The 25,568-nt window shown below is 61.0% G+C and carries 20 protein-coding genes and 4 tRNA genes; 8 read left to right on the plus strand and 16 right to left on the minus strand.

Annotated features, from left to right (window positions below):
* The 6 genes from J5M57_RS05555 to J5M57_RS05580 form a co-directional block, all read right to left on the minus strand.
* A partial coding sequence (locus J5M57_RS05555; protein WP_207848170.1) for a DUF6531 domain-containing protein occupies positions 1-3,418 on the minus strand: 3,418 nt, incomplete at its 3' end.
* 237 nt (positions 3,419-3,655) lie between these two features.
* Positions 3,656-4,063 carry a sel1 repeat family protein gene (locus tag J5M57_RS05560; RefSeq protein WP_207848171.1) on the minus strand — a complete coding sequence of 136 codons (408 nt, stop codon included), beginning with the start codon at positions 4,061-4,063 and terminating at the stop codon, positions 3,656-3,658.
* Complete coding sequence (locus tag J5M57_RS05565; RefSeq protein WP_003223109.1) at positions 4,064-4,435, minus strand: hypothetical protein; 372 nt, start codon at positions 4,433-4,435, stop codon at positions 4,064-4,066.
* Positions 4,432-4,773 (minus strand): helix-turn-helix transcriptional regulator, encoded by a 342-nt coding sequence (locus tag J5M57_RS05570; RefSeq protein ID WP_064586679.1) that lies wholly within the window; start codon positions 4,771-4,773, stop codon positions 4,432-4,434. Before J5M57_RS05570 ends, J5M57_RS05565 begins: the two co-directional genes overlap by 4 nt.
* 113 nt (positions 4,774-4,886) lie before the next feature.
* A complete protein-coding gene (locus J5M57_RS05575) occupies positions 4,887-5,342 on the minus strand; it encodes a YkvA family protein (protein ID WP_064586678.1) in 456 nt (151 codons plus the stop codon).
* A gap of 301 nt (positions 5,343-5,643) precedes the next feature.
* Positions 5,644-6,363 carry an FKBP-type peptidyl-prolyl cis-trans isomerase gene (locus J5M57_RS05580; protein ID WP_064586677.1) on the minus strand — a complete coding sequence of 240 codons (720 nt, stop codon included), beginning with the start codon at positions 6,361-6,363 and terminating at the stop codon, positions 5,644-5,646.
* A 270-nt stretch (positions 6,364-6,633) separates the two neighbouring features.
* On the opposite strand from J5M57_RS05580, the gene J5M57_RS05585 reads away from it, so the two are divergent.
* Both J5M57_RS05585 and J5M57_RS05590 read left to right on the plus strand, forming a co-directional pair.
* Positions 6,634-8,442, plus strand: coding sequence for a di-heme-cytochrome C peroxidase (locus J5M57_RS05585; RefSeq protein WP_207848172.1), 1,809 nt, complete (start codon positions 6,634-6,636; stop codon positions 8,440-8,442).
* Positions 8,439-9,608: a catalase family protein gene (locus J5M57_RS05590; protein ID WP_207848173.1), complete on the plus strand. Its 1,170-nt coding sequence runs from the start codon at positions 8,439-8,441 to the stop codon at positions 9,606-9,608. Before J5M57_RS05585 ends, J5M57_RS05590 begins: the two co-directional genes overlap by 4 nt.
* Positions 9,609-9,828: 220 nt before the next feature.
* On the opposite strand, the gene J5M57_RS05595 is transcribed toward J5M57_RS05590, so the two are convergent.
* The 4 genes from J5M57_RS05595 to J5M57_RS05610 form a co-directional block, all read right to left on the minus strand.
* Positions 9,829-9,905: transfer RNA gene (locus J5M57_RS05595), tRNA-Asp, on the minus strand.
* A 19-nt stretch (positions 9,906-9,924) separates the two neighbouring features.
* Positions 9,925-10,000 (minus strand) — tRNA-Val (locus J5M57_RS05600).
* A 199-nt stretch (positions 10,001-10,199) separates the two neighbouring features.
* Positions 10,200-10,276: transfer RNA gene (locus J5M57_RS05605), tRNA-Asp, on the minus strand.
* A gap of 19 nt (positions 10,277-10,295) precedes the next feature.
* A tRNA-Val gene (locus tag J5M57_RS05610) sits at positions 10,296-10,371 on the minus strand.
* A gap of 159 nt (positions 10,372-10,530) precedes the next feature.
* Between J5M57_RS05610 and rdgC the strand changes: the two genes are divergently transcribed.
* From rdgC to sugE, 3 genes are all read left to right on the plus strand, one after another.
* On the plus strand, positions 10,531-11,451 hold the full coding sequence (gene rdgC, locus J5M57_RS05615; protein ID WP_003223096.1) for a recombination-associated protein RdgC: 921 nt from the start codon (positions 10,531-10,533) through the stop codon (positions 11,449-11,451).
* 150 nt (positions 11,452-11,601) lie between these two features.
* A complete protein-coding gene (locus J5M57_RS05620; protein ID WP_207848174.1) occupies positions 11,602-12,567 on the plus strand; it encodes a bile acid:sodium symporter family protein in 966 nt (321 codons plus the stop codon).
* Positions 12,568-12,685: 118 nt separating this feature from the next.
* Positions 12,686-13,000: a quaternary ammonium compound efflux SMR transporter SugE gene (sugE, locus tag J5M57_RS05625; RefSeq protein ID WP_207848175.1), complete on the plus strand. Its 315-nt coding sequence runs from the start codon at positions 12,686-12,688 to the stop codon at positions 12,998-13,000.
* 51 nt (positions 13,001-13,051) lie between these two features.
* On the opposite strand, the gene J5M57_RS05630 is transcribed toward sugE, so the two are convergent.
* From J5M57_RS05630 to J5M57_RS05645, 4 genes are all read right to left on the minus strand, one after another.
* Positions 13,052-14,926, minus strand: a complete 1,875-nt coding sequence (locus tag J5M57_RS05630; protein ID WP_207848176.1) for an MFS transporter — start codon at positions 14,924-14,926, stop codon at positions 13,052-13,054.
* 97 nt (positions 14,927-15,023) lie between these two features.
* On the minus strand, positions 15,024-16,175 hold the full coding sequence (locus tag J5M57_RS05635) for a TDT family transporter (protein WP_207848177.1): 1,152 nt from the start codon (positions 16,173-16,175) through the stop codon (positions 15,024-15,026).
* Between the two features lie 105 nt (positions 16,176-16,280).
* Positions 16,281-16,592: a cupin domain-containing protein gene (locus tag J5M57_RS05640; protein WP_207848178.1), complete on the minus strand. Its 312-nt coding sequence runs from the start codon at positions 16,590-16,592 to the stop codon at positions 16,281-16,283.
* 52 nt (positions 16,593-16,644) lie between these two features.
* Positions 16,645-17,832: an MFS transporter gene (locus J5M57_RS05645; protein WP_207848179.1), complete on the minus strand. Its 1,188-nt coding sequence runs from the start codon at positions 17,830-17,832 to the stop codon at positions 16,645-16,647.
* A gap of 91 nt (positions 17,833-17,923) precedes the next feature.
* On the opposite strand from J5M57_RS05645, the gene J5M57_RS05650 reads away from it, so the two are divergent.
* Together J5M57_RS05650 and J5M57_RS05655 are read left to right on the plus strand one after the other, a co-directional pair.
* Positions 17,924-18,466, plus strand: coding sequence for a TetR/AcrR family transcriptional regulator (locus tag J5M57_RS05650; protein WP_207848180.1), 543 nt, complete (start codon positions 17,924-17,926; stop codon positions 18,464-18,466).
* A 247-nt stretch (positions 18,467-18,713) separates the two neighbouring features.
* Positions 18,714-22,184 (plus strand): PAS domain-containing hybrid sensor histidine kinase/response regulator, encoded by a 3,471-nt coding sequence (locus J5M57_RS05655; protein WP_207848181.1) that lies wholly within the window; start codon positions 18,714-18,716, stop codon positions 22,182-22,184.
* Positions 22,185-22,271: 87 nt separating this feature from the next.
* Here the strand turns inward: J5M57_RS05655 and rmuC are convergent, their stop codons facing one another.
* Positions 22,272-23,636, minus strand: a complete 1,365-nt coding sequence (rmuC, locus tag J5M57_RS05660) for a DNA recombination protein RmuC (protein WP_207848303.1) — start codon at positions 23,634-23,636, stop codon at positions 22,272-22,274.
* Between the two features lie 175 nt (positions 23,637-23,811).
* The gene (locus J5M57_RS05665) at positions 23,812-24,135 is read right to left on the minus strand and encodes a sel1 repeat family protein (protein ID WP_169840916.1); all 324 of its coding nucleotides are present in this window, start codon (positions 24,133-24,135) and stop codon (positions 23,812-23,814) included.
* Positions 24,136-25,144: 1,009 nt separating this feature from the next.
* On the opposite strand from J5M57_RS05665, the gene J5M57_RS05670 reads away from it, so the two are divergent.
* Positions 25,145-25,369, plus strand: a complete 225-nt coding sequence (locus J5M57_RS05670; protein ID WP_064586664.1) for a hypothetical protein — start codon at positions 25,145-25,147, stop codon at positions 25,367-25,369.
* Positions 25,370-25,568 lie beyond the last annotated feature (199 nt).

The raw sequence follows: 25,568 nt of genomic DNA on the forward strand, positions 1-25,568 counted from the left end.
CGTAGGTGCGCTGGCCGTGGCGGGTGTCGGCAATGTGCTCCAGATTGCCGTTGGCGCTGTAGGCATAATCGCGGCGATACAGCGCCTGGTGCTGATGGCCTACCGCGTGGGCGAGTAAACGGCCCTGGTCGTCGTAGGCATAATCGCTGCGCAGCAGGCCTTGCTGGCGCTGTTGTTCACGCCCCGATTGATAGACGTGACTGGTCAGCCGTGCGCCGTTGAGGTCGATGGCGGTCAGCGCCCCGCCCTTGGCGTAGTGGAAGTCGAGCTTGCTGTTGTCCGGCAGACGCTGGCGTTTGAGCTGACCGCAGGCGTCATACACATAACGCAACGTGCCCCAGCCCTGATGCTCGGTGATCAGTCGGTCCTGCAGGTCATATTCGAAGGCCAGCGGATGTTTCTGCCCGTCATCGACGCCCACCAGACGCCCGAGACGATCGTAGCGATAAGCCACCTGAACCCCGTCGGGCAGGGTTTTCAGCAGCAGGCGCCCGGCGGCATCGCGCTCGTAAGCGGTGATCAGCGTCGAGCCGTCATCGCCAAACTCGGTCTTCTCCAGCAGGTGGCCGTTACGGTCGTAGGCGTAGGCGGTGCGCCGACCGTCGAAGCCGGTTTCCTGTCGGATCAGTCCGGTGGGCGTGTAGTCCAGGCGATACTTTTCCCCGGACTCGTTCTCGATTTCTGTCAGCAGCAGTTGCGCGTGGTCGTAGCGGTACTGCACCCGCGTGCCGTCGGGGTTGATCTTGCGCGAGACCAGATGCAGGTCGTCGTCATACTCGTAACGGGTGACGCGCCCCAGTTCGTCGCGCTCGGCAGTGACCTGGCCGTAGGCGCCGTAGCTGTAGGCGCGGGTGGCGCCGCCAGGCAACGTCGTCTGGAGCAGGCGGCCCACGGCGTCCCAGTGCTGGCGGGTGATTGCGCCGTGTTCGTCCTGGGTTGTCGTCCGTCGCCCCAGCGCATCGTAGGAAAAGCGCCGCACACCGCCGTCAGGCAGGGTTTCTTCGGTCAGTTGGCCGAGGTCGTTCCACACCCACTGATGCCGACTGCTGTCCGGGTAACGGACCGACAGCAGTTGCCCGCGGGTGTTGTAGTAGTAATAGGTGACCAGGCCGTCGGGATCGACCGCTTCGGTGACATCCCCCTCAGCGTTGCGCCGAAACGTCCACACCGCCTCACCGCGAGAACGGCTGTGCAGGAAACCGTTGCGATACTCGTAGGACGTTGGCTCATCTTCCGGCGGAAGCCGCGCCACCAAGCGTCCGACTTCGTCGTAGCGGTACTCGGTGACCGCCCCCAGCGGATCCTGCTCGGCGATCAATCGTCCCGCAGCGTCGTAGGCCTTGAGGTGCTCGCCGCCATCGGCCTCGACCTTGCGCACCAGTCGCGCCCGATCGTCGTGGACGTAGGTTTCTTCCGTGCCATCGACGTAGTGCACCGCGACGCTGCCGTCGTCGGCCCAGACGTAACGCGTGTCCATCTGCGAGAACGAGGCCCAGTGGCGGACGCAACGCGCGGCTTTGCCGGAGCGCTCCCATTCCCAGAAGAAACTCGCGCCACCGGTCAGTTGCCGCTGCAGGATGACGTGCTGGTCGTCGTAGTCGTAACGCTCGCTGTCCCCGGCGGCATTGGTTGCTTCCAGCAGGCGCTGGCAGGCGTCGTAGCGGTAGCTGACGAGGGTTTGTTCGGTGTGCCAGCCCGTCCCGTAAGCAGCAAAGGACTGGTAATCGACAGCGATCAGTTGCGCCCGGTCATAGCGCAACCCCAGCGATCGACCGGCGCCATTGTCCAAACGAACAATGCGCTCCTGATGGTCGCGAACAACCCGCAGTCGATTGCCATACGCATCGCTGATTGCCGTCAGCCGCCCGGCGCGAAAGTGATAAAACCGCGCCGCGTCCCCGGCCAGCGCGAGAATCAGCTCCTCCGGTTCATCCCCGAGAAAAATCGCGGCCCGCGACAGGCTGTTGTGAATCGCCGGGCGTTCAACACTGGGCAACGGAAAGCGCGTGCGGCGGTTCTCGTGATCGACCCAGATCACCGCATCGCCTTCAAACGCCAGCCGATGCGCCAGCGAATGGCTCCAGCCAAACCCCAACCCGACATCGAGCTCAACCGCGCTGGTGCGGTACAGCCGGGTGAACGTGAACGGCAGCACCCCGTCGAGCGTGCCATCGCTGAGGGTCAGCAGTTCTTCGCCGGTGACCATCGACACCGGGCAGCCGTTGGTGCAGGTCAGCGGCGCGCAATCGGCGCTGGCGCCGTTGGGGTTTTTCGCTTGATCGGGTGAGTCGTCATGCTGCTCGTTTTTCTTCAGCGAGGCATTGCGCTTCGCGTCCCAGCGCAATTGCAGGCGACCCTTTTTCACCCCGGCAGCAACGCCCCGCGCAGCGACGGTTTTGTAGCGATCGACGTATTCGATAAACGTGCTGACGATGCCAAACATCGCCTTCACCAAGCGTTTAACGAGCGCGAGCAGTTGGGCTGCGCGGTCCGCCAGGCGCAGGGTCAGATAGGCCATCCCGGCACCGGCCCCCACGAACGTCAGGACGATGCCGATCAGCACGTCGATCAACAGTTGCACGATGATCATCGACGCTGCTTCTGCGGTTTTCCCGGCCAATTCGCTGGGTGGCAACATCTCCAGCCACAGGCTCGCGGTGCGCAGCAGCAAACACAGCGCCGCCTCATCGCTGGCCAGCAGCTGCAGCTTCTCCATCACCTGTGGAGCGGTTTGCGCCAGCGCGATCAGATCATCCGCCGCACTTCCCAAGCGTTCGGCAAATTTGCGCGGGTCCTGCAGAATCTCCGACAGCATGCCGATGCTGTCCCACACCCCCTCGATCGCCGCCCAACTCCCGGCGAGCAGGCCGTTGCCCGCCGCCATCGCCACCGACTGCGACCATTGCGGCTTGAAGCCTTGCCACTCGCTGCGCAGCCAGCCATCGAGCTCTCGCGTCAGCCCGCCGTAAGCGGTAAACAGATCATCGATCTGCGCCGGGGTGACCTCACTGCGAACCTGTACCCGATAGAACTTGCCCGCTTCGCCAGTGAATGAGCCTTTACCCTGGGCATCCAGCGTGACCGGGGTGATCTTTTCGCCATCCACCGCCACTACATCGACCACGATGTCGCCCAGTGGGATGTCGTACACCGACTCGAACTTGCTCTCGATCGCCATCACCCCGCCCTTCGGGCACTGGACGACGCTGGAGAAGAATTGGTTGTCGCTGCTGCTGAGGCTTGTCACGCGATCGCCGAAGCGGATGATCCGCTCCATGCCCATCAGCGAAGGCAGGTCTGCCGCGTGGCTGACCTGGTCAGCCGTACGGTTCAACCAGTGTTCAAGCTGCTGGCGATAGAGGCTGAGGGTGTCGGGGAAGCTGTCGAGTTCCTGCTCGATACGGCTGAGGGCGTCCATCAGCGCACGCCACCGGGCGAGGTGGAATGAATAATCGGGTCAAACATGGGCGGTCCCTCGCGCAAGAATTAGGCGCGGGGACTTTGCGGGGGATCAATCAGGAAAGAAGTCAGGCGAGTAGGCGTTTGCTGTAGGACTAATCTGCAAAAGCCTCATTACTACGAAACGTATGGATTTAAACGCAAACGTGGCGCGAGGTTTCCCTCGCGCCACGTTTATTGGCCGACACAAATGGTTTTACTGCGTTGAATCCCGAGCGCTCAACTCTTTGAGTTTAAGCTCGGCCAACGGGTGACCAGCCTTGGCGGCCAGAGTCCACCAGCGCGCCGCCTCTGCCGGATCCGGCGCCTTGCTCGCGGTGCCGGCCAGGCTGATCACACCGACCTGATAGGCCGCTTTGCCATCACCGGCGAGTGCCGCCAGACACAACAACCGCACACCCTCTTCGCGCGCACCCAGGCCAACCCCGCGAAAGGTCAGGATGTGCCCGTAAAAGCTCTGCGCGCCGACGTCGCCAAGATTGGCCATGCGCGCGAATTGCCCTTCGAGCCAGCGCCAGCCTTTGGGCTGACGGACAAACCACGACCAGTGAAACAACCGGCGGGCCAGCCAGTAACTGACCTGCGCCTTGAGTCGTAAGAACACTCAGGCCTCCGCCGATTCCGGGTACTCGTATTCGAAGACCCTGACCACTTCCGACGCGTGCCAGGAAGCTGCCGCAACACCATCGGACGGCCCGGAAAAGCGCCCCAGACGCTCAACGCATTCAAAAAAACCGGTGCGTGGCAGACGACTCGCGCCCTGGCTGATCACCAGCGAACTGCGCAACGGTTGTTCGGCCTTGGCGTCGAGTGCGGCCAAGTGCTCCAGGGCGGCGGTCAGTGTTTGCATCGCCGGTGTCGGCAGTTGCAAACGCTCGAGCAACGCCCGATAGGTCAGCAGATGGCGCTGCCGGCGCGCCTGGTCCAACTCCCCCAGCAATCCGTCCCAATGTTGACGACTGATGCGTACGCTCACGATTCATCCCTCCAACCGGGCACCGTCAGTTCCCAGGCCAGGCTGCGGCGAATCGCGGCGTCAGGCTGACGCTCGCCACTTTCGATCATGGCCAGATAAGACGGGCTGATGCCTACCGTGCGGGCCAGCGCCTCGATGGCGATGCCCTTCCCTTCGCGCAAACTGCGTAATTGATCCAGACCTGGAAGAATCGGGTCCGGTGTTGCCGCGAGCGGCGCCGGGGCCTGCTGCGACGGTGTTTCGTTGATGCCTGCTGCTTTCAGTAGAGCCTGATACTGAGCCCATGGCAGAACCGCGTATTCGGGCTCGCCATCGCGTGCAATTATCTGAATATCCATGACTACCCCGTAGGACAACAACACTTAGCGAGTCGGCACTTTTCCCTAGAAGTGTAATCCTAACAGCGGCTAAGGTCGCGGGGGGTATCTATCTGTAGGCAGGCAGGAATCAATCAGGGCTTTTTCGGGCCCTGAAGCTGAAGCTGCTCAGGGGTATCGGGCAAGCGCTCGACCACCGCCAGTTTTTCCGGCTGCTGGCGGTTGCGCCACTGCCGGAAGGCGCTGAGTTCATCGTCGAGGGTTTTCATCACCCAGGCGAGGACGGCGATGTCATCCAGCATGCCGAACACCGGAATAAAATCCGGGATCGCATCCACCGGGCTGAGGAAGTACATCAACCCCGCCACCACCGAAATCAATGCTTTCGGGCTGATGGCCCGGTACTCACCGCGCCAGTAAGCCAGGCACAACGCCTGAAGCAAACGCAGGTCATCCTTGAGTTTGCCCAGGCGATTGCCCTGCGCAGCGCCTTTACTGGCGACGGCGAACAGCAGGGTCGGCAGGCGGCCACGGGCCAGCAGGCGTCCGGCCAAGGGTAGAAATCGGGCGAAATTCCACGGTGCTTTCATCTATTTCTCCCGTTGAAATGTTATCCACACAAATTGTGGATAACCTTGTGAACAGAGCTGCATTTCAGCGCTGAGAGCCCCGTTTTATAAGGGCTGCGCTCAGATCGGGCGTTTTTTACTCACATAAAAAAACCCAATATTTCATTGACTTGGCGGCTCAAGGCGTCTAGCGCTGGCGGCCTCAATGTCTAGGACTGCGAAGAGCGGCATCCGTTCGCTCTGTTTACCTTTGCCACCTTTCAGATGCAACAACGCCCCGCATAAGCGAGGCGTTGTTGGCGAAGCCGTTGCCGATGCCGTATTACTTGGCGGCGGCAGCGTCTTCTTTGCTCGGATCCTTGATGGCCAGCAGTTCCAGGTCGAAGACCAGAACCGAGTTGGCCGGGATTGCCGGGCTTGGCGATTGCGCGCCGTAAGCCAGATCGCTAGGGATGTACAGTTTGTACTTCTCGCCAACGTGCATCAGTTGCAGACCTTCAACCCAACCCGGGATCACGCCGCTGACAGGCAGATCGATCGGGCTGCCGCGCTCGACGGAGCTGTCGAATACGGTGCCGTTGGTCAGCTTGCCGGTGTAGTGAACGGTCACGACATCGGTAGGCTTAGGCTGTGGGCCGTCGGCTTTCTTGATCACTTCGTACTGCAGACCGGATGCAGTGGTGGTCACGCCAGCCTTCTTGCCGTTTTCTTCGAGGAATTTCTTGCCAGCGGCTGCCGACTCTTCGCTCATCTTGGCCATGCGCTCTTCAGCACGCTTTTGCAGCGCGGCGAAGGCTTCGACCAGTTCTTCGTCTTTCAGCTTCTGTTCTTTCTTGCCAACGGCATCTTCGATGCCCTGGGCTACCGCTTTGGAGTCCAGATCATCCATGCCTTCCTGAGCAAGGCTCTTGCCCATGTTCAGGCCGATACCGTAGGAAGCTTTTTGCGCCGGGGTTTTCAGCTCTACGCTGGTCTGCGAATCACAACCCGCGAGGACCAGGCTAACCAGGGCTACCGCCGCCGCCAACCGATGCTGTTTCATGCTATTTCCTTGTTCATGCGCCGAAAGGGCAATCGAGTAAAGCCGCGAGCTTATCAGGCCGCCACGACCAATGGCTACCGGCATGAGAGCAGGAAACGTCCGATAAGTTCAGGGATTAAAACGCATTCGAGAAAAGCGACGATGAAGCTTCTGTCATCTTGACCTGACAAGAGCTGGCGAGACTTCCTACGACAGTTGGCGTAATGGCCACTTGCTACACCTGCAACAGCTGAGGCATAACAGCGCAATAACTCGACAAGGATGTTTATCTTGCGCCTCTTATTCCGTGTGCTGACCCTGATCATCGTGATGCTCGGCCTGGCCCTCGCTGTGGTGCTGTACTACGTCGCCAACCCGAAACTGCCGCTCTACACCCCCGCCGAGCAGGTGCATTACCTGAATCAGTGGAGTGAGCAAGCACGCCAGACTTACTATTTCACTCCTCAGGGCACGCAGGTCAAAGGCCTGCGTTATGAATGGTTCGAGGCGCTGGAGCTGCCCTTCTCGCAGCAGCGTTTCGCGTCCCCGGAATACCTCGCACGCTTCGGTTTTCTGGTCGATCCGCGACAGAAAGCCACTGCGAACAATCCCGGCAATCTGCCAGTCGGCTTCGCCCGCCATCAGAATCCCGGCGGCACCGAGCAATTTCTCGATATCACCTGCGCGGCTTGCCACACTGGCGAACTGCGCTTCAACGGCCAGGCCGTGCGGATTGACGGGGGTTCGGCGCAACATGTGCTGCCTTCCAGCGTTCCTACACTGCGCGGTGGCAGCTTCGGACAGGCATTGGTCGCCAGTCTGACCGCGACTTACTACAACCCGTGGAAATTCGAGCGCTTCGCCCGACAGGTCTTGGGCAATGACTACGAGGCGCACCACGACCAGCTGCGCAAGGATTTCAAGGCTTCACTGAACACCTTCGTGAAAGTCGCCTGGAACGACACCCACCGCGGCCTCTACCCGACCGAAGAAGGCCCGGGACGCACCGATGCGTTCGGGCGTATCGCCAACGCCACTTTCGGCGACGCGATCTCCCCCGCCAACTACCGCGTGGCCAACGCCCCGGTGGACTACCCGCAACTGTGGGACATGTGGACCTTTGACTGGGTGCAGTGGAACGGCTCGGCCCAGCAGCCGATGGCGCGCAACATTGGTGAGGCGCTGGGCGTTGGCGCAACGTTGAATTTCTTCGACAGCAACGGTCAGCCACTGCAAGGCGATGCCCGTTATCCGTCCAGTGTGCGCGTGCGCGATCTGCACACAATCGAAGAGACCCTGCAGCGCCTGCAACCGCCCGCCTGGCCGGAAGATGTGCTGGGCGCTGTCGACAAACCGCTGGCCGCCAAAGGCCGCGCACTGTTTGCCGAGCACTGCGCTGGTTGCCACGTGCCGCGCAAGACTCAGGAAGGCGAGCGCTGGGTGCAGCATTTGCACATGCTGCCGGTGGACGTGATCGGCACCGATCCGAACGCCGCGACCAACATTGCCACCCACCGTTTCGACCTGACACCGCTGCAATGGAATCTGAAAGAGCTTGAGCAAATGGACGTGAAGCTGCATCCGACGCCCACGGAGCCGCTGGATCTGAGCCAATTGTCGGTGGCAAAGGGCTTGGCTTACGTGACCGCCTTCGTTGAAAACCGCGCTTATCGCGAAGCCGGGATCACTGCGCAGGAAAAACCCCAGTTCGACGGCTTCGGCCTGCCCATCGGCGTGCGTGAAAAACTCGCCTACAAGGCCAGGCCACTGGCCGGTGTATGGGCCACGGCACCATTTCTGCACAACGGTTCGGTGCCGAGCATTTATCAGTTGCTGTCGCCGCAGGATGAGCGCGCCACGACGTTCTATAAGGGCTCGTTCGAGTACGACCCGCGCCATCTGGGTTATCGCACCGATGCCTTTACCAACGGCTTCCTGTTCGACACGCAGATTTCCGGTAACCACAACAGCGGCCACGAATTCCGCGCTGGCGAACGTGGCAACGGCGTCATCGGCCGCCTGTTGCAACCGGAAGAACGCTGGGCATTGCTCGAGTACCTGAAAGTTCTCGGCGGGCCGTTGGAGGCGCAATTGCCATGATGATCAATGCCTACAAAAGACCCTCCGCACTCGCCCGTTTCTGGCTGTGGCTGGGCCGCCTGATCGGCAAAATCCTGTTGGCAATGCTGATTATCGGCCTGCTCGGCTGGGCCATCGCCAGCGCATCCTTCGCCTGGCAACACCGCGGCCCGGTGTCGGCGCAGGAGCAGATTCCCGTCGGGGAAGCGGCCATGACCCAGGACGTGATCCAGACCGCCGTGCGCATTGTCGATCAACACCGCGAAGCCACGCGTTACCTGCGTGACGCGCACGCCAAGGCGCATGGTTGCGTGAAGGCTGAAGTGACGGTGTTGCAGGGACTGACGCCTGCGTTGCGTCAAGGCGTCTTCAGCGAGCCGGGCAAAACCTGGCAGGCGATGATTCGGCTATCCAATGGCAATGCCTATCCGCAGTTCGACAGCATCCGTGATGCCCGGGGTATGGCGATCAAACTGTTCGATGTTCCCGGCAAACCGTTACTTGGCGAGCGTCATGCGCGGCGCGAGCAAGACTTCGTGATGTTCAGTCACCCGAATTTCTTTGTCAGCGATGTCGCCGAGTATCGTCAGAATGTGGCGGCGCAGGCTGACGGCAAAAAGATCGGGGCGTTCTTCCCCGGATGGGATCCGCGCACCTGGCAGATCCGCCACCTGTTCATCGCCCTCGCCACCCTGTCACCGCCACCAGACAGTCCGACCGGCGCCACCTACTTTTCGGTATCGCCGTACAAGTTCGGCGAGGCCAATGCGAAGTTTCGAGTCGCGCCGGATCCGGACAACTGCCCGGCGTACACCCTGCCCCCACAAAATCACGACCTGCCGAACTTCCTGCGCAGCGCGTTGAACCAGCAACTGTCGACGGATCGGGTGCCTGCGTGTTTCGTGTTGCAGATCCAACGCCAGGACGCGAACACGTACATGCCGATCGAGGACACCAGCATCGAGTGGCGTGAGCAGGATTCACCGTTCGAAACCGTGGCGCGGATCACCGTGCCCGCGCAGGACTTCGACACGCCGGCGCTGAATCTGGCGTGCGATAACCTCTCGTTCAATCCGTGGTTTGGTATCGAGGCGCACCGGCCGATTGGCGGGATCAACCGCTTGCGCAAAGCGGTGTATGAGGCGGTGAGTGATTATCGGCACAGTCAGAACGCCACGTCGCAATAATCGCAAGACCCTGTGGCGAGGGAGCTTGCTCCCGCCGGGTCGCGAAGCGGCCCCCAGCTTTTTATTCCGAAAAAAAGTGGCCTGCTGCGCAGTCCAGCGGGAGCAAGCTCCCTCGCCACAAAGGCAATGCAGAAATCGCCAAATCCCGGACAGCAAAAAGCCCGCACTAGGCGGGCTTTCTGTGGTGACCTGGCGTTCAGTGGGTCCAGGTGACCGAATATGGCGCAGCGGACGGGACTCGAACCCGCGACCCCCGGCGTGACAGGCCGGTATTCTAACCGACTGAACTACCGCTGCGCGAAACGCTTGAAACGAATGGTGGGTGATGACGGGATCGAACCGCCGACATTCTGCTTGTAAGGCAGACGCTCTCCCAGCTGAGCTAATCACCCTTCGCTTCGTTACGGGGCGCATTATGCCACAAGTTTTCGTAATGTGTTGATTTAATTGAAGTTTTTTTCAAAAAAATCCGAAAACCGGTGAAACGACACAACCCCGATGGAACAAGGTACAAACTTGAGACAGAAAAAAACCCGCTTCAGCGGGTTTTTCCGTGGTGACCTGGCGTTCAGTGGTCCAGGTTACCGAATATGGCGCAGCGGACGGGACTCGAACCCGCGACCCCCGGCGTGACAGGCCGGTATTCTAACCGACTGAACTACCGCTGCGCTAAACACTTGAAACGAATGGTGGGTGATGACGGGATCGAACCGCCGACATTCTGCTTGTAAGGCAGACGCTCTCCCAGCTGAGCTAATCACCCTTCGCTTCGGTGTGGCGCGCATTCTACGGAGCGACCCAACCTCTGGCAAGCACTTTTTTAATTAATTTTCTCAGGCCTTCCAAAGGCTTAGAGAAGGGTTGGCCTATGACCCGGCGAAGACAATAATGCCCCCCTTTGTATAAAGGAGAGACTCACCCCATGTGGTTCAAAAACCTGCTGATCTATCGCCTGACCCAAGACCTGCCTGTCGATGCCGAGGCGCTGGAAACTGCACTGGCCACCAAACTGGCGCGTCCATGTGCAAGCCAGGAGTTGACCACCTACGGTTTCGTCGCGCCGTTCGGCAAAGGCGAAGATGCTCCACTGGTGCACGTCAGCGGTGACTTCCTGCTGATCGCGGCCCGTAAAGAAGAACGCATTCTGCCGGGCAGCGTCGTGCGCGACGCGGTTAAGGAAAAGGTCGAAGAGATCGAAGCCGAGCAGATGCGCAAGGTCTATAAGAAGGAACGCGATCAGATCAAGGATGAAATCATCCAGGCGTTCCTGCCGCGCGCCTTTATCCGTCGCTCGTCGACCTTCGCCGCCATCGCGCCGAAACAGGGCCTGATCCTGGTCAACTCGGCCAGCCCGAAACGCGCCGAAGACCTGCTCTCCACAATGCGTGAAGTGCTCGGCACCCTGCCCGTCCGTCCGCTGACCGTGAAAACCGCGCCGACTGCCGTGATGACCGAATGGGTCACCACCCAGCAAGCCGCCCCGGATTTCTTTGTCCTGGACGAGTGCGAGCTGCGCGACACCCACGAAGACGGCGGCATCGTGCGTTGCAAGCGTCAGGACCTGACCAGCGAAGAAATCCAGTTGCACCTGAGCACCGGCAAAGTCGTCACTCAGCTGTCGCTGGCCTGGCAGGACAAGCTGTCGTTCATGCTCGACGACAAAATGACCGTCAAGCGCCTGAAGTTCGAAGACCTGCTGCAGGATCAGGCCGAACAGGACGGCGGCGACGAGGCCCTCGGCCAACTGGACGCCAGCTTCACCCTGATGATGCTGACCTTCGGCGACTTCCTGCCGGCGCTGGTTGAGGCGTTGGGTGGGGAAGAGACGCCGCAGGGGATCTAAATACCTGTGATGTACAAAATGTAGGAGTGAGCCTGCTCGCGATGAGGAACTGACATTCAACGCAAATGTTGACTGAATAACCGCTATCGCGAGCAGGCTCACTCCTACAGTTGTTTTGTGGTGTTCATTATTAATAACAAGGAACAGGCCATGCGCGCACTGGCTGCACTCAGCCGCTTTGTCGGCAACACCTTCGCTTACTGGGTTCTGATTTTCGCCGTGGTCGCGTTCCTGCAGCCGGCCTGGTTCCTCGGTCTCAAGGGCGCCATCGTGCCGCTGCTGGGGCTGGTGATGTTCGGCATGGGCCTGACCCTCAAACTCGATGACTTCGCCGCCGTCGCCCGCCATCCGTGGCGCGTGGCGCTGGGCGTGGTTGCGCATTTCGTGATCATGCCCGGTGTGGCGTGGTTGCTCTGCCAGGTCTTTCACCTGCCGCCGGAAATCGCGGTCGGGGTGATTCTGGTCGGTTGCTGCCCGAGCGGCACGTCCTCCAACGTCATGACCTGGCTGGCCCGCGGTGATCTGGCGCTGTCGGTGGCGATTGCCGCCGTCACCACCCTGCTCGCCCCACTGCTGACCCCGGCGCTGATCTGGCTGCTGGCTTCGGCGTGGTTGCCGGTTTCGTTCATGGAGTTGTTCTGGTCGATCCTGCAAGTGGTGCTGCTGCCGATCGTGCTCGGTGTGGTTGCGCAACGCGTGCTCGGTGACAGGGTTCGCCACGCGGTGGAGGTGTTGCCGCTGGTGTCGGTGGTCAGCATCGTGATCATCGTCACGGCGGTGGTGGCTGCCAGTCAGGCGAAGATCGCCGAATCCGGCCTGTTGATCATGGCCGTGGTGATGCTGCACAACAGCTTCGGTTACTTGCTGGGCTACTTCACCGGACGCCTGTTCAAGTTGCCATTGGCGCAACGCAAATCGCTGGCGCTGGAGGTCGGCATGCAGAACTCGGGGTTGGGTGCGGCCCTGGCCAGCGCGCACTTCTCGCCGCTGGCGGCGGTGCCGAGCGCGTTGTTCAGCGTCTGGCACAACATTTCCGGGGCGCTGCTCTCGACCTATTTCCGACGCATGAGCGAAAAAGAAGACCGTGAGGCGCTGGCGCAGCAGCCGGCCGACTGAGCGCAAACTTGATCCCCGGATTAATGCTCGGCAGACTGTTGCGCTATGCGGGGACGACCCTGCGGCTCGATCGAGTTATCAATCTGGGGACGGCCCCGTCAATCGATGGAGGTCTCTCATGTCCTGGATCATTCTGTTTTTCGCCGGCCTGTTCGAAGTCGGCTGGGCCGTCGGCCTGAAATACACCGACGGCTTCACCCGCCCCCTTCCCACCGTACTGACCGTTGCGGCCATGGCCATCAGCCTTGGCCTGCTGGGGCTGGCAGTGAAGGAACTGCCGCTGGGCACGGCCTACGCAATCTGGACCGGAGTCGGTGCCGTGGGCACGGTGATTGCCGGGATCATTCTGTTTGGTGAGTCGATGGCGTTGGTCCGGCTGGCCAGTGTGGCGTTGATCATTACCGGTTTGATCGGCCTCAAGGTCAGCACTTAGCCACTGGCCCCATCGCTGGCAAGCCAGCGATGGGGCCAATTCAGGCAACAACTATCTGACTGTCCCGCGCAACGCCCCGACCAACCCCTGCAACTTCGCCGGCTCCGCCGCTTCCACCGCCACCGCCGAACCCGCCACCAACGTCACTCGCGACCACAAACGCTTGAACAACCCCTTGTTCGGATCGCGGCTGAAAAAACTCCCCCACAACCCCTGCAACGCCAGCGGAATCACCGGCACCGGGGTCTCCTCGAGAATCCGCGTCAGCCCGCCCTTGAACTCATTGATTTCGCCGTCGGTGGTCAGCTTGCCTTCCGGGAAGATGCACACCAGTTCACCGTCCTTCAGATACTGAGCAATCCGGGTGAAGGCCTTTTCGTAGATCTGGATGTCTTCGTTGCGCCCGGCAATCGGAATCGTCCCCGCCGTGCGGAAGATAAAGTTCAGCACCGGCAAGTTGTAGATCTTGTAGTACATGACAAAGCGAATCGGCCGACGCACCGCGCCGCCAATCAGCAGCGCATCGACGAACGACACGTGGTTGCACACCAGCAACGCCGCTCCCTCGTCCGGGATCGCGTCCAGGTTGCGATGCTCGACGCGGTACATGGAATGGCTGAGCAGCCAGATCATGAAACGCATGCTGAACTCGGGGACGATCTTGAAGATGTAGGCGTTGACGCCGATGTTCAGCAGCGACACCACCAGGAACAGCTGCGGAATCGACAGCTTCGCCACGCTCAGCAACACAATCGAAACAATCGCCGAGACCACCATGAACAGCGCGTTGAGGATGTTGTTGGCGGCAATCACCCGCGCCCGCTCGTTCTCTGCAGTGCGCGACTGGATCAAGGCGTACAGCGGCACAATATAGAAGCCGCCAAAAATACCGAGGCCAAGAATGTCGACCAGCACCGCCCAGGTATGCGCAAAACCCAGCACTTCGATCCAGCTGTGGCCGGTGACGCTCTGCGGAATTCCGCCGGAATGCCACCACAGCAGCAGGCCAAATACAGTCAGACCGAACGAGCCGAACGGCACCAGACCGATCTCGACCTTGCGCCCGGAGAGCTTCTCGCAAAGCATCGAACCCAACGCAATGCCGACCGAGAACACGGTGAGAATCAGCGTGACCACGGTTTCGTCGCCGTGCATCCATTCCTTGGCGTAGGCCGGGATCTGCGTCAGGTAAATCGCCCCGACGAACCAGAACCACGAGTTGCCGACAATCGAGCGCGACACCGCAGGCGTCTGACCCAAACCGAGTTTCAACGTGGCCCACGATTGGCTGAAAATGTTCCAGTTCAAGCGCATTTCTGGCGACGCGGCGGCAGCGCGCGGAATGCTGCGGCTGGCGAGGTAACCCAGTACGGCAATGCCGACAATCGCGGTCGACACCAGTGGCGCGTAATGCGTCGAGGACATGATGACCCCGGCGCCGATGGTCCCGGCCAGAATCGCCAGGAATGTGCCCATCTCCACCAGTCCGTTGCCGCCGACCAGTTCATCCTCACGCAACGCCTGCGGCAGGATTGAATACTTCACTGGCCCGAACAGCGCCGAATGCGTGCCCATGGCAAACAGCGCCACCAGCATCAGCGACAGGTGATCGAACAGGAAGCCGATCGATCCTACGGCCATGATCGCGATTTCCGCGAGCTTGATCAGACGGATCAGCGCGTCCTTGGCGAATTTCTCACCGAACTGTCCGGCCAGCGCCGAGAACAGAAAGAACGGCAGGATAAACAGCAGCGCACACAGGTTGACCCAGATCGAGCGGTCACCCTCGATGGTCAAGCGATAGAGAATGGCGAGAATCAGCGACTGCTTGAACACGTTGTCGTTGAAGGCGCCCAGCGATTGCGTGATGAAAAACGGCAGGAAGCGCCGGGTGCGAAGCAGGTTGAACTGTGAGGGGTGACTCATCTTCCGTGTTTCCCTGAGGTCGGTAGAGAATGGCCTGGATCTGCCTATTGGAATCCCGATCCGCGATCCAGGCCACACATTACCTAAACTTTTCAGGTTATTTCTTCAAACCTGCAATACACGGCGAGACAAACAGCTCACCGCGCCACGCCCCTTGCACGGTGCGTTTACCGACGATCAGCCACATCACCGCCAGCAAGGTCACCAGTACGCAGCCCACCACACTGAAGAAACCGAGGTTCAGCGTGCTGGCGAGCTTGAGGGTTGCCAGCGAATATACGCCCAGCGGAAAGGTAAAGCCCCACCAGCCGAGGTTGAACGGGATGCCGTCACGCAGATAACGAGTGGTGATCAGCAGTGCCATCAACATCCACCACAAGCCGAAACCCCACAGGGTGATGCCGGCGATCAGCCCAAGGCCCGCCGCGATTTCACCGATGCCCGGCAAACCGTTGGCGGCGAAGATTGCCGGGGCATCGCTGCCCAGCAACAACATGCCCAACGCGCCGGTGCCGATCGGGCCGAGGGCCAGCCAGCTCGAAGCAGCCATGTTTTCGTGAGGCAGTTTGTGCAGGGCCATGCGCAGCAAGAGGATGGTCAAAATGCTGAACGCCACCGGCAGGGAAAATGCCCAGAGCACGTAGCTGGTGGTCAGCACCACCAGTTGCGCATGGGCGTCGGCCAGATGCGGCGCGAGCAAGCCACCGCTGGCCGCCGCCACTTCTGCCGCGACCACCGGCAACAGCCAGACGGCGGTCATCTGATCGATGCTGTGTTCCTGGCGGGTAAACATCATGTAGGGGATCAACACGCCGCAGGCCAGCGACATCGCTACATCCAGCCACCACAGCACTTCGGCCAGATGAATCACGCCCTCGCCCCAGCGTGGCAGGCCGAACAGCAGAAAACCGTTGATGATGGTCGCCAGACCCATGGGGATGGTGCCGAAGAACATCGAAACGGTGGAATGACCGAAGATTCGCCGCGCTTCATCGAAGAACAGCACCCAGCGCGCGGCATAGGCGAAGGTAAACAGGGTGAACAACAGAATGTTGAACAGGCACAACCCTTCTGCCACCGCGTGCACCCCGGGAATCGCCACCGGCAGTTGCGCCAGCGCCAGGGCCAGCACGCCGGTGCCCATGGTCGCGGCGAACCAGTTCGGGGTGAATTGACGGATCACTTCGCGCGGATGCTGAAGCTGGCTGAACGGCTTGATGCCGGATTTGGCACGGTTGGGGCAAATCATCATGAACTCCTGTCCTCAGGTGAGGTTGAGCTCATGGTAGAACCGAATCGAATATCTATATAACGGGTAATTTCTCTATCTGTTATCTACTTTACAGATAAGCACCTAGACACTGCCTTCGCTCTCGATCACCAGAATCCGCGCCGCACCCTGCGGATGCGCCACGTGCTCGGTGCCGACCGAGGCGTAGAATATATCGCCGACCTCGAGCAGCACCTGCTTTTCTTCGCCCTGTTCGCGGTAGTGCATCTGCACCTGACCATCGAGCACCACGAACACTTCCTCGCCATCGTTGACGTGCCACTTGTACGGCTGGTCGGTCCAGTGCAGGCGCGTGGTGATGCCGTTCATGCTGGCGATGTCCAGCGCGCCCCAGGCACGCTCGGCGGTGAACGACTTGCTGCGGATAATCTTCATGTATCGATCCGTGAAAATACTGGGCCGGCCAAGGCTAACCCAAACCGCGCCCTTATGGCGCGCGGCAAACCTTGGCCGCGCCTGGACGCAGACTGAGCAACAGCGCGCCGACAGCCAGCACGATCAACGCAACACCGTAACCATCGGTGGTCGCCAGCAGGCCAAACGTGCGGGTCAAATGCCCGGCCAGCAACGCCGGCAGGCAGAACGCCAGATAACTCAGCGCGTAATACGCCGACATCAACCCGGCGCGTTCATGGGCCAAGGCCAACGGCACCAGGCTGCGCACCGCGCCGAGGAAACCCGAACCGAAGCCGCAACCGGCGACCAGCGTGCCAAGGAAAAACACCGGCAGACTGGCGCTGTGCACACCGAGCAGAATCAGCAGCAACCCGGCGGGCAGTAGACTGGCGCCGATTTGCAGGGCCTTGCCGGCGGGGCGATTGCGCAAGGTGAAGATCATCAGCGCGCCGGTCACGGTCAACGCGGAGACGGTCGCCCCGCCGATCAGATTGGAAGTCGAACCGGTGGCCGTGCGCACCAGCGACGGCGCCAGCGAGGCGTAAAAGCCGCCGAGGGCCCAGGTCGCGGTGTTCAGCGGCAGCACACGCCACAAGGTCGAACGCGCCTGAACCGGCACATGCAGGGTTGGCCGCAGCGACGCCCAGGCCCCGGCTTGCGGGGTGACGCTTTCCGGCAAACGCCAGACGTACACCGCCTGCAGCACAAACAGCGCGAGCAGCAGCCAGTAGGTCAGTTGCAACGGCGCCGGGGCAAACTCAGCCAGCAAGCCGCAACCCATGCTGCCCAGCGCCATGCCGAGCAACGGGGCGACGCTGTTGATCAACGGCCCTTGCTGGCGGTCGGTGTCGAGCAGCGTCGCACTCAAAACCGCGGTGGCCATGCCGGTGGCGAAGCCTTGCAGCACGCGGGCACTGATCAGCCAGGCGACACTGTCGGCGCTGATAAACAGCAGCATCGCCAGTGCATTGAGCAGCACCGCGGTGAAAATCACCGGTTTGCGCCCCAGATGATCGGACAGCGATCCGACCGTCAGCAGCGCTGCCAGCAGACTCAGGGCATACACGCCGAAAATCAGGGTCAGCACCGCTGCCGAAAAATGCAGTTGATCCTGATACAGGTGATACAACGGCGTCGGCGCTGTGGAAGCAGCGAGAAAACTCAGTAAGGTGATCGCCAGAAAAATCAGGCTGCCACGGTTGGAAGCAAGGCTGGTCATGGGCACACTCCGCAAAAGCTAATTTTTTGCTTTTGCGGAGTGTGCTCTCGGCTTTGGCTTAAAGCAAATTCTTTGTGTTAAGGTCTGACGCATGGCTATTAAAGAAGGTTTACGCCCCGGCGGCCGCAGTGCCCGGGTGCAAGAGTCGATTCATTCGGCAGTCCGCGCACTTCTGCAAGAACAGGAGCGCAGCACGGTGACCGTGCCGCAAATCGCGGCGCGCGCCGGAGTGACGCCGTCGACCATTTATCGACGCTGGGGCGATCTGGCGACGTTGCTCGCAGACGTCGCCCTCGCCCGCATGCGCCCCGACAGCGAACCGGCGGTGACCGGTGACCTGCGCGGTGATATCCGCGCCTGGGCCGAACAGTATCTCGACGAGATGAGCTCCGAGCCCGGGCGCCACATGATGCGCGACGTGCAGGCCAGCGCCACGCCGGGGTATTGCGTGACGATCCTCAGCGCGCAGTTGCAGACCATCATTGACCGCCACCCGCAGGAAACGGCACCAAGCGTTGATCGGTTGATCAATCTGGTGGTGGCGCCGGTGGTGTTCCGGATTCTGTTTTCGGCGGCGGCGCTGGAGGTGGATGAGTTGCATCGGTTGATCGATCTGGCGCTGAAACAAGACTGACGCTATCGCTGGCAAGCCAGCTCCCACAGGGTCTGTGATGTTCACAAAATCTGTGCCCACTGGAGATCCTTGTGGGAGCTGGCTTGCCAGCGATGGGGCCTGACCGGTCACCCGAGAAACCACCCGGTTTCAAACCTGCGACACCCCGCCACGCCACGACCTTGGTCGACACTGACTAACCGCCGCACTCATGCGAGACTGTCCGCCCGGGCAGGACTGCCGGGGAGTCTTCTGTCGGGAGTGTTGCATGTCGTTGTCCACCGGGCTGATCGCCGCCGTCGCCCTGGCCTATATGGCCATCATGTTCGCCATCGCCTTCTACGGCGACCGTCGCAGCGCGCCGTTGCCGCCGCGGATGCGTGCGTGGGTGTACAGCCTGTCGCTGGCCGTTTATTGCACCAGTTGGACATTCTTTGGCGCGGTCGGCCAAGCCGCCGAACAGCTGTGGTCATTCCTGCCGATCTACCTCGGGCCGATCCTGTTGCTGCTGGGCGCGCCGTGGGTCCTGCAGAAAATGGTGATGATCAGCAAACAGGAAAACATCACCTCGATTGCCGACTTCATCGCCGCGCGCTACGGCAAATCGCAATCGCTGGCGGTGGTGGTCGCGCTGATCTGCCTGGTCGGCGTGCTGCCTTATATCGCCCTGCAACTCAAAGGCATCGTCCTCGGCGTGAACCTGTTGATCGGCGCCGGCGCCGACGCCATGGGCACCCGCGCCCAGGACACCGCGCTGATCGTGTCGCTGGTGCTGGCGCTGTTCACCATCGTCTTCGGCACGCGCAACCTCGACGCCACCGAGCACCACCGGGGCATGGTGCTGGCGATTGCCTTCGAATCGCTGGTCAAACTGTTCGCCTTCCTCGCGGTCGGCGCCTTCGTCACCTTTGGCCTCTACGACGGTTTCGACGACCTGTTCAATCAGGCCATGCTCGCGCCACGGCTTGAGGAATACTGGAAAGAAACCATCAACTGGCCATCGATGGTGGTGCAGACCGGGGTGGCGATGATGGCGATCATCTGCCTGCCACGGCAGTTTCACGTCACGGTGGTGGAGAACATCGACCCGCAGGACCTGCGTCTGGCCAAGTGGGTGTTCCCGGCCTACCTCGCCTTGGCCGCATTGTTCGTGGTGCCGATCGCCCTGGCCGGTCAGATGATGCTGCCGAGTCATGTGCTGCCCGACTCGTTCGTGATCAGCCTGCCGCTGGCCCAGGCCCATCCGGCCTTGGCGCTGCTGGCGTTTATCGGGGGCGCGTCGGCGGCCACCGGCATGGTCATCGTCGCCAGCGTGGCGCTGTCGACCATGGTCTCCAACGACATGCTGTTGCCGTGGCTGCTGCGGCGCAACAACGCCGAGCGGCCGTTCGAAGTGTTCCGCCAGTGGATGCTCTCGGTGCGCCGCGTGAGCATTGTGCTGATTCTGCTGCTGGCCTACGTCAGCTACCGTTTGCTTGGCTCCACCGCGAGTCTGGCGACCATTGGCCAGATCGCCTTCGCGGCCGTCACCCAACTGGCCCCGGCGATGCTTGGCGCGCTGTACTGGAAACAGGCCAACCGCCGTGGGGTTTTCGCCGGTCTGGCCGCCGGCACGTTCCTCTGGTTCTACACGCTGATCCTGCCGATTGCCGCCCACAGCCTCGGCTGGTCGCTGAGCACTTTCCCCGGGCTGGCGTGGCTGCACAGCAACCCGCTGAACCTGCCGATCACCCCGCTGACCCAAGGCGTGGTGCTGTCGCTGGCGGGCAACTTCACCCTGTTCGCCTGGGTCTCGGTGCTGTCGCGCACACGGGTCTCGGAACACTGGCAGGCCGGGCGCTTCATCGGTCAGGAAATCAGCGCCCGGCCGAGTGCACGCTCGATGCTCGCGGTGCAGATCGACGATTTGCTGCAGCTGGCGGCGCGGTTCGTCGGTGAAGAACGTGCGCGGCAGAGCTTCATTCGTTTCGCCTACCGGCAAGGCAAAGGCTTCAACCCGAACCAGAACGCCGACGGCGAATGGATCGCCCACACCGAACGCTTGCTGGCCGGCGTGCTCGGCGCTTCTTCAACACGGGCGGTGGTAAAAGCGGCGATTGAAGGTCGGGAAATGCAGCTCGAGGACGTGGTGCGCATCGCCGACGAAGCCTCGGAAGTCCTGCAGTTCAACCGTGCCCTGCTGCAAGGCGCGATCGAGAACATCACCCAGGGCATCAGCGTGGTCGACCAGTCACTGAAACTGGTGGCCTGGAACCGCCGTTATCTGGAGCTGTTCAACTACCCGGACGGCTTGATCAGCGTTGGCCGGCCGATTGCCGACATCATTCGCTACAACGCCGAACGCGGCCTGTGCGGCCCCGGCGAGGCGGAGGTCCACGTCGCCCGGCGCCTGCACTGGATGCGTCAGGGCCGTGCGCACACCTCGGAACGCTTGTTCCCCAACGGCCGGGTGATCGAGTTGATCGGCAACCCAATGCCCGGCGGCGGCTTCGTCATGAGTTTCACCGACATCACTGCGTTCCGCGAAGCCGAGCAGGCACTGACCGAGGCCAACGAAGGGCTGGAGCAACGGGTCAGCGAGCGCACGCAAGAGCTGTCGCAACTCAACGTCGCGCTGACCGAGGCCAAGGGCCACGCCGAGGCCGCCAACCAGTCGAAAACCCGCTTCCTCGCGGCGGTCAGCCATGACCTGATGCAGCCGCTGAACGCCGCACGCCTGTTCTCCGCCGCCCTCTCCCATCAGGACGACGGTTTGAGCAGCGAGGCGCAGCAACTGGTGCAACACCTCGACAGTTCACTGCGTTCGGCAGAAGACCTGATCAGCGACCTGCTGGATATTTCCCGCCTGGAAAACGGCAAGATCAACCCCGATCGCAAGCCGTTCGCGCTCAATGAGCTGTTCGATACCCTCGGCGCCGAATTCAAGGCACTGGCGCAGGAGCAAGGCCTGACCTTCCGTGTGCGTGGCAGCCAATTGCGCATCGACAGCGACATCAAATTGCTGCGGCGGATTCTGCAGAACTTCCTCACCAACGCCTTCCGCTACGCCAAGGGACCGGTGCTGCTGGGCGTGCGTCGACGCGGCGGCGAACTGTGCCTGGAAGTGTGGGATCGCGGGCCGGGCATTCCAGAAGACAAGCAGCAAGTGATTTTCGAGGAATTCAAACGCCTCGACAGCCATCAGACCCGCGCCGAAAAAGGCCTCGGCCTCGGTCTGGCGATTGCCGATGGTTTGTGTCGAGTGCTGGGCCACACATTGCGCGTACGTTCGTGGCCGGGGCGCGGCAGCGTGTTCAGCGTCAGCGTACCGCTGGCCCGGGCGCAGTCGATGCCGGCGAACGCCGCAGTCGAGTTGAACGGCAAGTTGCTCAGCGGTGCGCAGGTGCTGTGCATCGATAACGAAGACAGCATTCTGATTGGCATGAACAGCCTGCTGAGCCGCTGGGGCTGTCAGGTGTGGACGGCGCGCAACCGCGAGGAGTGCGCGGCGCTGCTCAGCGACGGCGTGCGGCCGCAATTGGCACTGGTCGACTATCACCTCGACCATGGCGACACCGGAACGGAGCTGATGGCGTGGCTGCGCACCACTCTGGGAGAGCCGGTGCCGGGGGTGGTGATCAGCGCCGATGGTCGCCCGGAGACCGTGGCGCAGGTGCACGCGGCGGGGCTGGATTACCTGGCCAAACCGGTGAAACCGGCAGCGTTGCGGGCGTTGTTGAGTCGGTATGTGCCGTTGTAAAAGCAAAAGATCGCAGCCTTCGGCAGCTCCTACAGGTTGATTACGATTCCAATGTAGGAGCTGCCGCAGGCTGCGATCTTTTGATCTTCACTCTGGCAGTTCGACCAGCCCATCGACATCAGTCATCGACCGCTCCAGCAAGTCTGCCGGCAGACTCTTGCTCGCCCGCGCGCCAAGCAGCTTGAGCTGCTCGCTGCGGCTGACCAGGTTGCCACGACCTTCCGTGAGTTTGTTGCGCGCCGAGCTGTAGGCTTTGTCCAGCTGTTGCAGGCGATTGCCGACCTCGTCCAGATCCTGAATGAACAGCACGAATTTGTCGTACAGCCAGCCGGCACGCTCGGCGATTTCCCGAGCGTTCTGGCTTTGCCGCTCCTGCTTCCACAGGCTGTCGATCACCCGCAGGGTCGCCAGCAAGGTGGTCGGGCTGACGATCACGATGTTGCGGTCGAAAGCTTCCTGGAACAGCGACGGCTCGGCTTGCAGCGCGGCGGAAAAGGCCGCCTCGATCGGTACGAACAGCAAGACGAAATCAAGGCTGTGCAGGCCTTCCAGGCGCTTGTAATCCTTGCCGGCGAGGCCTTTGACGTGGCTGCGCAGCGACAGCACGTGCTGCTTGATCGCGATCTGGCCGATGCTGTCGTCTTCGGCGGCGACGTACTGCTGATAGGCCGTGAGGCTGACTTTGGAATCGACCACCACCTGCTTGTCGCCCGGCAAGTAAATGATCACGTCAGGCTGAAAGCGCTCGCCGTCCGGCCCCTTGAGGTTGACTTGAGTCTGGTACTCGCGGCCCTTCTCCAGGCCTGCGTGCTCCAGTACCCGCTCAAGAATCAGCTCACCCCAGTTGCCTTGGGTTTTCTGGCCTTTGAGGGCGCGGGTCAGGTTGGTCGCTTCGTCGCTCAGGCGCAGGTTCAGCTGCTGCAGACGCTCCAGCTCCTTAGCCAGCGAGAAACGCTCGCGGGCTTCGGCCTGATAGCTCTCTTCCACGCGTTTTTCGAAGGACTGGATGCGTTCTTTCAACGGGTCGAGCAACTGGCCGAGGCGTTGCTGGCTGGTTTCGGCGAAGCGCTGCTCGCGCTCATCGAAGATCTTGCCGGCCAGTTCGGCAAACTGCGCCCGCAACTCGTCGCGCGAGCCTTGCAGGTCGTTGAGGCGTTGTTGATGGCTTTCCTGTTGCTCGCGCAGTTCGGCATTCAGCGAGGCGGCCTGGGCGTCCAGACGACGCAGTTCGGCCTCCTTGTTGGCGCGCTCGATGTTCCAGGCGTGGGACGCATCACGGGCATCATCGCGTTCGATCTGCAGCAACTCGACTTCCCGGCGCAGCGCGGCCAGTTCCGCCTGCTTGGCAGCATTGGCCTGTGCCAGGTCGACCGCCTCATCGCGGCTGGCTTCGAGCTGCGCGTTGAGTCCGTCCTGTGCCAATTGCGCCATGGCCAGTCGCTCTTCGAGCAAGGCAACCTCGGCCTGCGCGTTGCTCGCCCGGCGCTGCAGTTGCCAGGCCAGTGCCAGCAGCGGCAATCCCGCGCCTGCCAGACCGAGCAATACGCTGGTCAAGTCCATAGCCATAGCCACTCCTGCCGATTCGATAAAGCCTGAAGGTTAACCAAGGCGTGGGACGTTGGACAGCTCAGTCTTCGAGCAGACCGAGTTCCTGTTGCGCACGTCGATCACCGGCACGCGCGGCCATACGCAACAGGTCGTGACCGATACGGCGGTCCCGGGCGTTGCCGCATTCCCGGCACATCAACTGACCGAGACGGCTTTGCGCCGCGACCACGCCTTCGCGTGCCGGCTGTTTGAGCAGGCGTCCCGCCAGGTGCTTGGCATTGCGGCTGTCGCCCAGACGCGGACTGTCGAGCAGCCATTCGGCCACGCGCACGGAAAATCGCTTGGGAGAGGTAACACGAGGGTGTTCGGAGGTAACAGGGTCTGATACTGAGCGAAACTTCATAAAACACTGTGGGACAGATCGGAAGGCGCGCCACTCTACTCTCTTTTTCGTACAGGTAAAGTCGAAAAAAACCCGGCACGCCCGTCCTAGAGCAAGCGCTAGGGACAATCCACAGAAGCTGTGGATAACTCAGTGGACAACCGCTCCCGAACCTCCGCAAAGCCTTGTGGAATGGGGCTCGCAGTCAAACTGACGATTTTTTCACCAACAAAAAAAACCGATGTTTTTCATTGACTTAAACTTTTGATACAGGCAGCCATGCGAGTCAGGATTGATATGACAGTGTGGTTACAGCTTGCGCAACTAATGTGCACAAGTACCTGTTACCCGGTTATATGGATGCGCTTTTTCGGGTCGTTTTGCTCCTCAGGCTGGGGACAAGCGGGTTGGCGATGGCCAGGGTTGCACGCTTTTGTGGCGACGGGTGGCTCCTTTGCGAGCGGGCGTGCTCCTCACAGTCAGCCGCGATCCTCGGCGGGAATGAGCCGGCTCACGATGGGGTCGGTAATGCCAGCCGATGGCTCGCGACCGACCGTAATCTTTTTTGCCGCAGGGTTTGCAATGCTCAGGACGTTCCGTTACTATCCGCGGCGTTAGTACCAAGCTGAAAGTCAATTCCGGTCGAACACATCCCCACGGTCAACCTTCTTCCCAGAAGCCCTTCACCGAAAAAAGCGGGAACGACCCCTCGATGGTTTCCAGGTAAATCTTGCGCCGACACTGCCTTTGAATGAATGCAAAGGGTGTTGCGAAGACCACTTACTCTGACCGAACCAGCCTGCAAATTGATCAGGATCTTCACCCCGGGCCCAGAACCTTTGCCCTCGATGTGCTGCCTGTCCTCCTAAGTACCTACCTGCCAGCCCAAGCGCGCCAACTAATTAGCGCTTCAAACTGGCTGCTTTGTTCCAGTCGGGTTCTTTGTTCGACCAATGGTGGTCGACATTACTGGAACGTTTTAACGTTGCACGGTTCTTATCCGTGTCATTTGTAGGAACACCTAATAACTATGTCGACTCAAATCCATACTCAGGATGCCATTCGCACCCTAACCAACGCTTTTGCCCCAATGAACTGCCTGATCATGGCCGCTCGCAAAGGCTGCTTCAGCTTCACCGTGGTCAATGAACACGGGATTGCTCGCCACAGCGAGCGTCTGTACCCCGATCAATACTCCAGCGCCGAACCGCTGCAGGCCGTGATCGATCGTACACGTCAGGCACTGGTTGCCTGAGAGCCGAAAAGGCTGCAAAAGCAAAAGCCCCGCACAACATGCGGGGCTTTTTATTGCCTGATGTTTCGCTTTTAGCCCTTCATGCCTAAGCACCATCGGATATAACGCTTTTGGCTCGCCGCCGGAAATATTTTAAAAACAGGCCTTTACGTCGCGAATATGACACTACACTTCAACTCAAGCGGTTTGATCCGCTTCC

The organism is Pseudomonas sp. 86_A, assembly GCF_017491705.1.
Taxonomy (GTDB): Bacteria; Pseudomonadota; Gammaproteobacteria; order Pseudomonadales; family Pseudomonadaceae; genus Aquipseudomonas; species Aquipseudomonas koreensis.